Origin of the sequence: uncultured Clostridium sp., assembly GCF_934754925.1 — a bacterium.
Classification (GTDB): domain Bacteria; phylum Bacillota; class Clostridia; order Clostridiales; family Clostridiaceae; genus Clostridium.
The window spans coordinates 111,593-118,215 of the sequence record NZ_CAKVJA010000003.1 but is presented as its reverse complement, the minus strand read 5'-3'; the positions used below and the strand labels follow the sequence as shown (position 1 = coordinate 118,215).

At 29.2% G+C, this 6,623-nt stretch carries 4 protein-coding genes; 2 read left to right on the top strand and 2 right to left on the bottom strand.

Annotated elements, in window-relative coordinates; translation table 11 throughout:
* Both Q0G30_RS02970 and Q0G30_RS02965 read left to right on the top strand, forming a co-directional pair.
* Positions 1 to 1,771 (top strand): ABC transporter ATP-binding protein (locus Q0G30_RS02970; RefSeq protein WP_294386281.1); only part of this gene is annotated, 1,771 nt, incomplete at its 5' end.
* Positions 1,764 to 3,614, top strand: coding sequence for an ABC transporter ATP-binding protein (locus Q0G30_RS02965; RefSeq protein ID WP_294386278.1), 1,851 nt, complete (start codon positions 1,764 to 1,766; stop codon positions 3,612 to 3,614). The genes Q0G30_RS02970 and Q0G30_RS02965, both read left to right, overlap by 8 nt.
* A 39-nt stretch (positions 3,615 to 3,653) precedes the next feature.
* Here Q0G30_RS02965 and Q0G30_RS02960 read toward each other — a convergent pair whose 3' ends face one another.
* Together Q0G30_RS02960 and Q0G30_RS02955 are read right to left on the bottom strand one after the other, a co-directional pair.
* Positions 3,654 to 4,895: a LysM peptidoglycan-binding domain-containing protein gene (locus tag Q0G30_RS02960; protein WP_294386276.1), complete on the bottom strand. Its 1,242-nt coding sequence runs from the start codon at positions 4,893 to 4,895 to the stop codon at positions 3,654 to 3,656.
* A 263-nt stretch (positions 4,896 to 5,158) separates the two neighbouring features.
* Positions 5,159 to 6,508 (bottom strand): [Fe-Fe] hydrogenase large subunit C-terminal domain-containing protein, encoded by a 1,350-nt coding sequence (locus Q0G30_RS02955; RefSeq protein WP_294386274.1) that lies wholly within the window; start codon positions 6,506 to 6,508, stop codon positions 5,159 to 5,161.
* Positions 6,509 to 6,623: the final 115 nt, after the last annotated feature.

Below are 6,623 nucleotides of genomic sequence, written 5' to 3'. Positions count from 1 at the left end.
ATCTACTGTAGATCCTTTTGAAATGTTAAAAATGATGCCTCAAGAGAAAATTGATAGTATGTTATCAAATGTAGATGAGAAATTAGAAAATATGCCAGATAGTATGATAACTCAAGCTGCTACTAGTTATGTGAAGGAACAATATAAAGAGGTTGGAATTAATACCGATAGGCTTCAATCTAATTATGTAATTATAGCTGGGGTAAAAATGGTAGGTATCGCTTTAATTAGTATGTTAGCTACAGTTATTGTAAGTTTTATTGCTGCTAGAGTTGGTGCTGCATTAGGTAGAAACCTAAGAAAAGATGTATTTAATAAGGTTGTAGGATTTTCAAATACTGAATTTGATAAATTTTCAACGGCATCACTTATTACAAGAACAACAAATGATATACAACAAATTATTATGCTTGTTGTAATGGGGTTAAGAATTGTATTCTATGCACCAATTCTAGGTGTTGGTGGTGTTATTAAAGTTATTAACACAGGAGCATCAATGGGATGGGTTATTGGAGTTGCAGTAATATCAATATTACTTTTAGTAATTGTATTATTTACTTTTGCTATGCCCAAATTTAAAAGTGTACAAAAGCTTGTTGATAGATTAAATCTTGTTACAAGAGAGAGTTTAACTGGTATGCTTGTTATTCGTGCATTTAGTACTCAAAAGCATGAAGAAGAAAAATTTGAAGTTGCTAATAAGAATTTAACTAAAACAAATCTTTTTGTTAATAGAATTATGACTGTAATGATGCCACTAATGATGTTCATTATGAATGCAATAACATTATTAATTGTATGGGTTGGAGCACATAGAATTGATGAAGGTATTATGCAAGTTGGAACAATGATGGCGTTTATGCAATATACTATGCAAATAATTATGGCATTTTTAATGATATCAATGGTTTCAGTTATATTACCAAGAGCAATGGTTTCTGCTCAGCGTGTATCTGAAGTTTTAAACGTTGATGTAGCAATTAAAGATACAGAAAAATTACAAGCATTCAATCCGGAAGAAAAAGGAACTATTGAATTTAAAAATGTTTCATTTAGATATCCTGGAGCAGATGAGGATGTAATAAGTAATGTTAGTTTTAAAGCGTTCCCAGGAGAAACTACAGCATTTATTGGTAGTACAGGTAGTGGTAAATCTACTTTAATTAATTTAATCCCTCGTTTCTACGATGCAACAGAAGGTGAAATATTAATTGATGGTGTAAATATAAAAAGCGTATCTCAACATGATTTAAGAGAGAAAATAGGATTTATTCCTCAAAAGGGACTTTTATTCTCAGGTACAATTGAAAGTAACTTAAAGTATGGAGGAGATCATATAAGTGATGAAGATATGATAAAGGCTTCTGAGATTGCTCAAGCAATGGAATTCATAAATAGTAAAGAAGAAGGATTTAGTACAGAGATTGCACAAGGTGGTACAAATGTATCTGGTGGACAAAAACAAAGATTAGCAATTGCTCGTGCTATAGCTAAAAAGCCAGAAGTATTTATCTTTGATGATAGTTTTTCTGCATTAGACTTTAAGACAGATGCTAGACTTAGAAAAGCAATAAATACAGAATTAAAAGAAAGTACACTTTTAATTGTTGCTCAAAGAATAAGTACTATAATGAATGCAAATCAAATTATAGTTCTTGATGAAGGTAAGGTTGTTGGTAAGGGAACTCATAAGGAGCTTATGGAAAACTGTGGGGTTTATCAACAAATAGCTCTATCACAACTTTCAAAGGAGGAGCTTTCAAATGAGTAAGCAAAAAATGAGAGGCCCAATGGGCGGAGGTCCAATGGGTGGAATGGGAAGAGGTGGCGAAAAGGCTAAGGATTTCAAAAAGACTATGAAAACTCTTGCGAAATATTTAAAGCCTTATAGCTTATCAATAATAATAGTTATAATATTTGCCATTGGTTCAGCTGCATTTTCAATTGTAGGACCAAAAATATTAGGAAAAGCAACTACAGAAATATTTAATGGATTAGTTAAAAAGGTTACAACTACTAATGCTGAAGGAATTAATTTTACTCGTATAGGTGAAATAATTTTATTCTTAGTAGGTTTGTACCTAATTAGTGTAATTTTCTCATTAATACAAGGTTGGATAATGGCAGGAGTTGCTCAAAAGGTATCTTATAATATGAGAAAACAAATATCTGAAAAGATTAATAGAATGCCACTTAAGTATTTTGATACTAAAACTCATGGTGAAGTATTATCAAGAGTAACAAATGATGTTGATACTGTCAGTCAAACATTAAATCAAAGTTTATCACAAATGTTAACATCAGCAACTACACTTATTGGTGTACTTATAATGATGTTCTCAATAAATTGGATAATGACATTAGCTTCATTAATTGTAGTTCCAATATCAGGAGGATTAATTGCTTTTGCTGTTAAAAGGTCTCAAAAGTATTTTAAAACTCAACAAGAATATTTAGGATATGTTAATGGGCAAGTTGAAGAAGTTTATTCTGGTCATAATGTAATGAAGGCTTTTAATGCAGAAGAAAGAGAAATTAATAAATTTACTAATCTTAATGATACACTTTATGATAGCGCATGGAAATCACAATTTTTATCAGGTATGATGATGCCTATAATGACTTTTGTAGGTAACCTAGGGTATGTAATAGTATCAATTCTTGGTGGATGGTTAACTATTAAAAATGTTATTGAGGTTGGAGATATTTTATCTTTTGTTCAATATATAAGATCATTTATGCAACCAATAGCTCAAACAGCACAAATAGCAAATGTACTTCAATCAACTGCAGCGGCTGCTGAAAGAGTATTTGAATTCTTAGATGAAGAAGAGGAAAGCTTAGATGTTAAAAATCCAGTAAGTACTGAAACTATAGAAGGAAAAGTTGACTTTAAGGATGTTCATTTTGGATATAATCCAGAAAAGATTATTATTAATGATTTTACAGCTCATATAAAACCAGGCCAAAGAGTTGCTATAGTAGGACCAACTGGAGCTGGTAAGACAACAATGGTTAAACTTCTTATGAGATTCTACGATGTTAATGATGGAGCTATTTTAATTGACGGACATAATATTAAGGATTTTAGAAGAAATGATTTAAGAAAGATGTTTGGTATGGTTCTTCAAGATACATGGCTATTTAATGGAACTATAATGGAAAATTTACGTTATGGTAGGTTAGATGCTACAGATGAAGAAGTTAAAGAGGCAGCTAAAGCAGCTCATGTTCATAGTTTTATAAAGACACTACCACATGGTTACGATATGGAACTTAATGAAGAAGCAAGTAATGTGTCACAAGGTCAAAAACAATTATTAACTATTGCCCGTGCAATATTAGCAGATCCTAAGATATTAATACTTGATGAAGCAACTAGCTCAGTTGATACAAGAACAGAAGTGCTAATTCAAAAGGCTATGGATAATTTGATGCATGGAAGAACAAGTTTTATAATTGCACATAGATTATCTACTATTAGAGATGCTGATCTTATTCTTGTTATGAAAGATGGAGATATAGTAGAGCAAGGAAATCATGAAGATTTATTAGCTAAGAATGGATTCTATGCTAATCTTTATAATAGTCAGTTTGAGAGTGCAGAAGCATAAAATAAAAACAAGGTGGAGAAAATTTATCCACCTTGTTTTTTAGTATAATTTAATTTTTTGACCAGACTTAATAAGCTTTAAATCTGATATATTGTTAATTTCAATTAATTTATTAAAGCTTAAATTAAACATCTTAGAGATTTCCTCTAAAGAATCACCTTCTTTTATTGTATATATGCCAGATGAATAAAGTTGAAGGACTTGATCCTTTAAAAGTTTATTTGGGTTTTTTATATTGTTTAATTTCGCAATCTTATCATGGCTAATCCCAAACTTATTGGATATATTAATTAGTGTATCATTTTCTTTTACTAAATAGGTAAAGGGATATTTGCAGTTCTGCACTCTCCATTCAATTATTTTAGTTTCATCTGTTGGTATGATAGGAGTAAAATAGTCTGTATAAGGATTATTATCTATTGTGATATATATTTTTTCAGTTTTATAATAACTTCTTAAAGTATTGTAGATACAGTCAAAAAAGCTTTTGCTTTTATTTGTATTTTCAATAAGGCTATTTATTATGCTACTGTAAAAATCTATATAAGCAAAATTATCTTTATAGTTATAGTATATTTTATTTATTTTTGTATTACGATTTATTAATGGAAGTAATCCTGTAGGAGGGGTTTCGAATAGTTTAGAAAAGCCTAAAGTTATATCCTCATTAGTATTGTAGTTCAAAGTTGCATTTGAATACCAAATAGTATTTAATTTTTCATCAGGATAGTATACTTTAACGTTTTTAGAGTAAGGGGTATTTTCTAATATATCTTCAAGCTCACAATACAAAAATCCTAGTTTCTTTATATAATATAAGCTTTTAACAAGACCTATACCTAGTACATAGTAATCTATGGAAAAGTCAGAGTTGTTTTTAAATATAGTAACAATTTCTATGGCTGAAGGAAATAAATTGAATTGGGTTTTAACTTCTATATCTACATTAGTAATGCAACGCTTACTTCCATCAGGTAAAAGCCACATATTATTTTTAATAATTGGCTCTTTTATTAAATAATTATTAATATTCTTAGATTTCTCTAAGAAATTCTCATGGCAGTAAGTATTTTCAGCTTGAAAAGAAAGTTTAATACCGTCATCAGCATATTCATAAATATTTACTATATTAGTTATACCATTATCAAATCTAACTTGAATTTTATTATTATTAAAATAATCTACTGAACTTTTGAAGTTTATTGAATTATTATTAAATCCTCTGTAAATATATATTGAGTTTGAATTAGGTGGAAAATATTCCTTGGATTTTATACTCATAGTAACTCACCTCATAATCATTCGTGCGGTAATTTCTTTAATTGATACTACAGTATATGAATAAAATTAAAACTTTGTTTAAGATTAGGATAAAGATTTACAGAAACTGAAAACAAAGTAATAATTAAAAAGATTGTTAGATAATGAACTAACTAGATACGTTGCTTGTAGAAGAAATAAAAAAGAATAACAAAACAAAAAATAATTTTATTTTTTAAGAGTTATACCTAATGGCATAACTCTTTTTTGCATAATATAAAATATCAAAAATCTCTTTCTAAAATACTTATTTTTTTAGAATCTTCAAAGTCTCTTAATGAATCTATTCCTAATTTATCTAAGACATCATCAAGAATTTTACTATGAACAGCTACCTTTATTGAAGCATCATAAGCAAAATTATCTACTGCTTTTTTACCTTCTTCAGGAGGAACTAGAATTTTAGGACCACCAACACATCCACCAACGCACCCCATACCTTCAATAAAGCTTGCATTTGCTTTACCTGCTAAAGCTTCATCAAGTATTGCTTTACATTCTTTAACCCCTTCAGCTTTTCTAGCTTTAAAGTTTTTAATGTTATCTGGATAAAGTTCTTCTACAGCTTCCTCTACAGCTATTGAAACACCACCAGTACGTGCATATAGTCTTCCACCTCTAGATGTATATTCTATAGAAGGAATACCCTTTAAGTCTCTAGGCTGAATTTCTAAGGATTCAAATATATCATTAAGTTCTTGAAAAGTTAAAACAAAGTCAATGGCTCCAGCAACGTCTTTTTCTTTTGCTTCTGCTTTTTTTGCAATACAAGGTCCTACAAATACAACTTTTGCATCTTTATTAAGAGATTTAATTACTCTACCAGCTGCAATCATAGGAGATACAGAAGGAGAAAGATTAGGAACAAGCTCCTTATAAACCTTTTTTAACATTCCTACCCACATTGGGCAACAACAAGATGTTATCATTAAGTCATTTGGACTTTTTACATGTTTATTAAACTCAACGGCTTCCTTTATAGTTAGCATATCAGCAGCAAATGCTACTTCAATCATATCTGTAAATCCAACTTTAATAAAAGCAGCTCTCAATTGATCCATAGTTACATCACTGCCAAATTGACCTATAATAGCAGGAGCAACTGCAGCGATTACAGTTTTGTTGTTCTTTAATAAGTCCAAAATTGGTAGAAATTCTATCTTATCTAAAATACGGCCGTTGTTACAGGAATCAACACAAATACCACAATCAATACAAATATTATCATCAATAAAAGTTGTATTATTATCAGAATCAAATTTTATAGCATTAAAAGGACAAGCTTTTTGGCAACCATATGTATTATTCTCATCTGGATTACAATTTGCACCGGAACATTCAAGTTTTTCTACTATTTTTTTATTTACATTATAATTAGTTATTGCTTTTTTTAAGTTATAAACATAATTATTATCAAAATCAACTTTCACTCCACACAAGGAAGTTATTATTTCAAAAGTTTCTTGTGGAGATTTTTCATGACAAGTAATTATTTTATTAAGGGTTTCGTCAAAATTACCGTCATAATAAGATTTTATTAATATATCAAACAAATCAGTATACTTACTATTCATCATATACCTCCTAAAATAGAAATAATAAATAATTCTGTATAATTTAGTATATCTCTATTGTGATATGAAAATACTTAAAAATTAAATTAAATAAAAAATAACATATTATGAATAT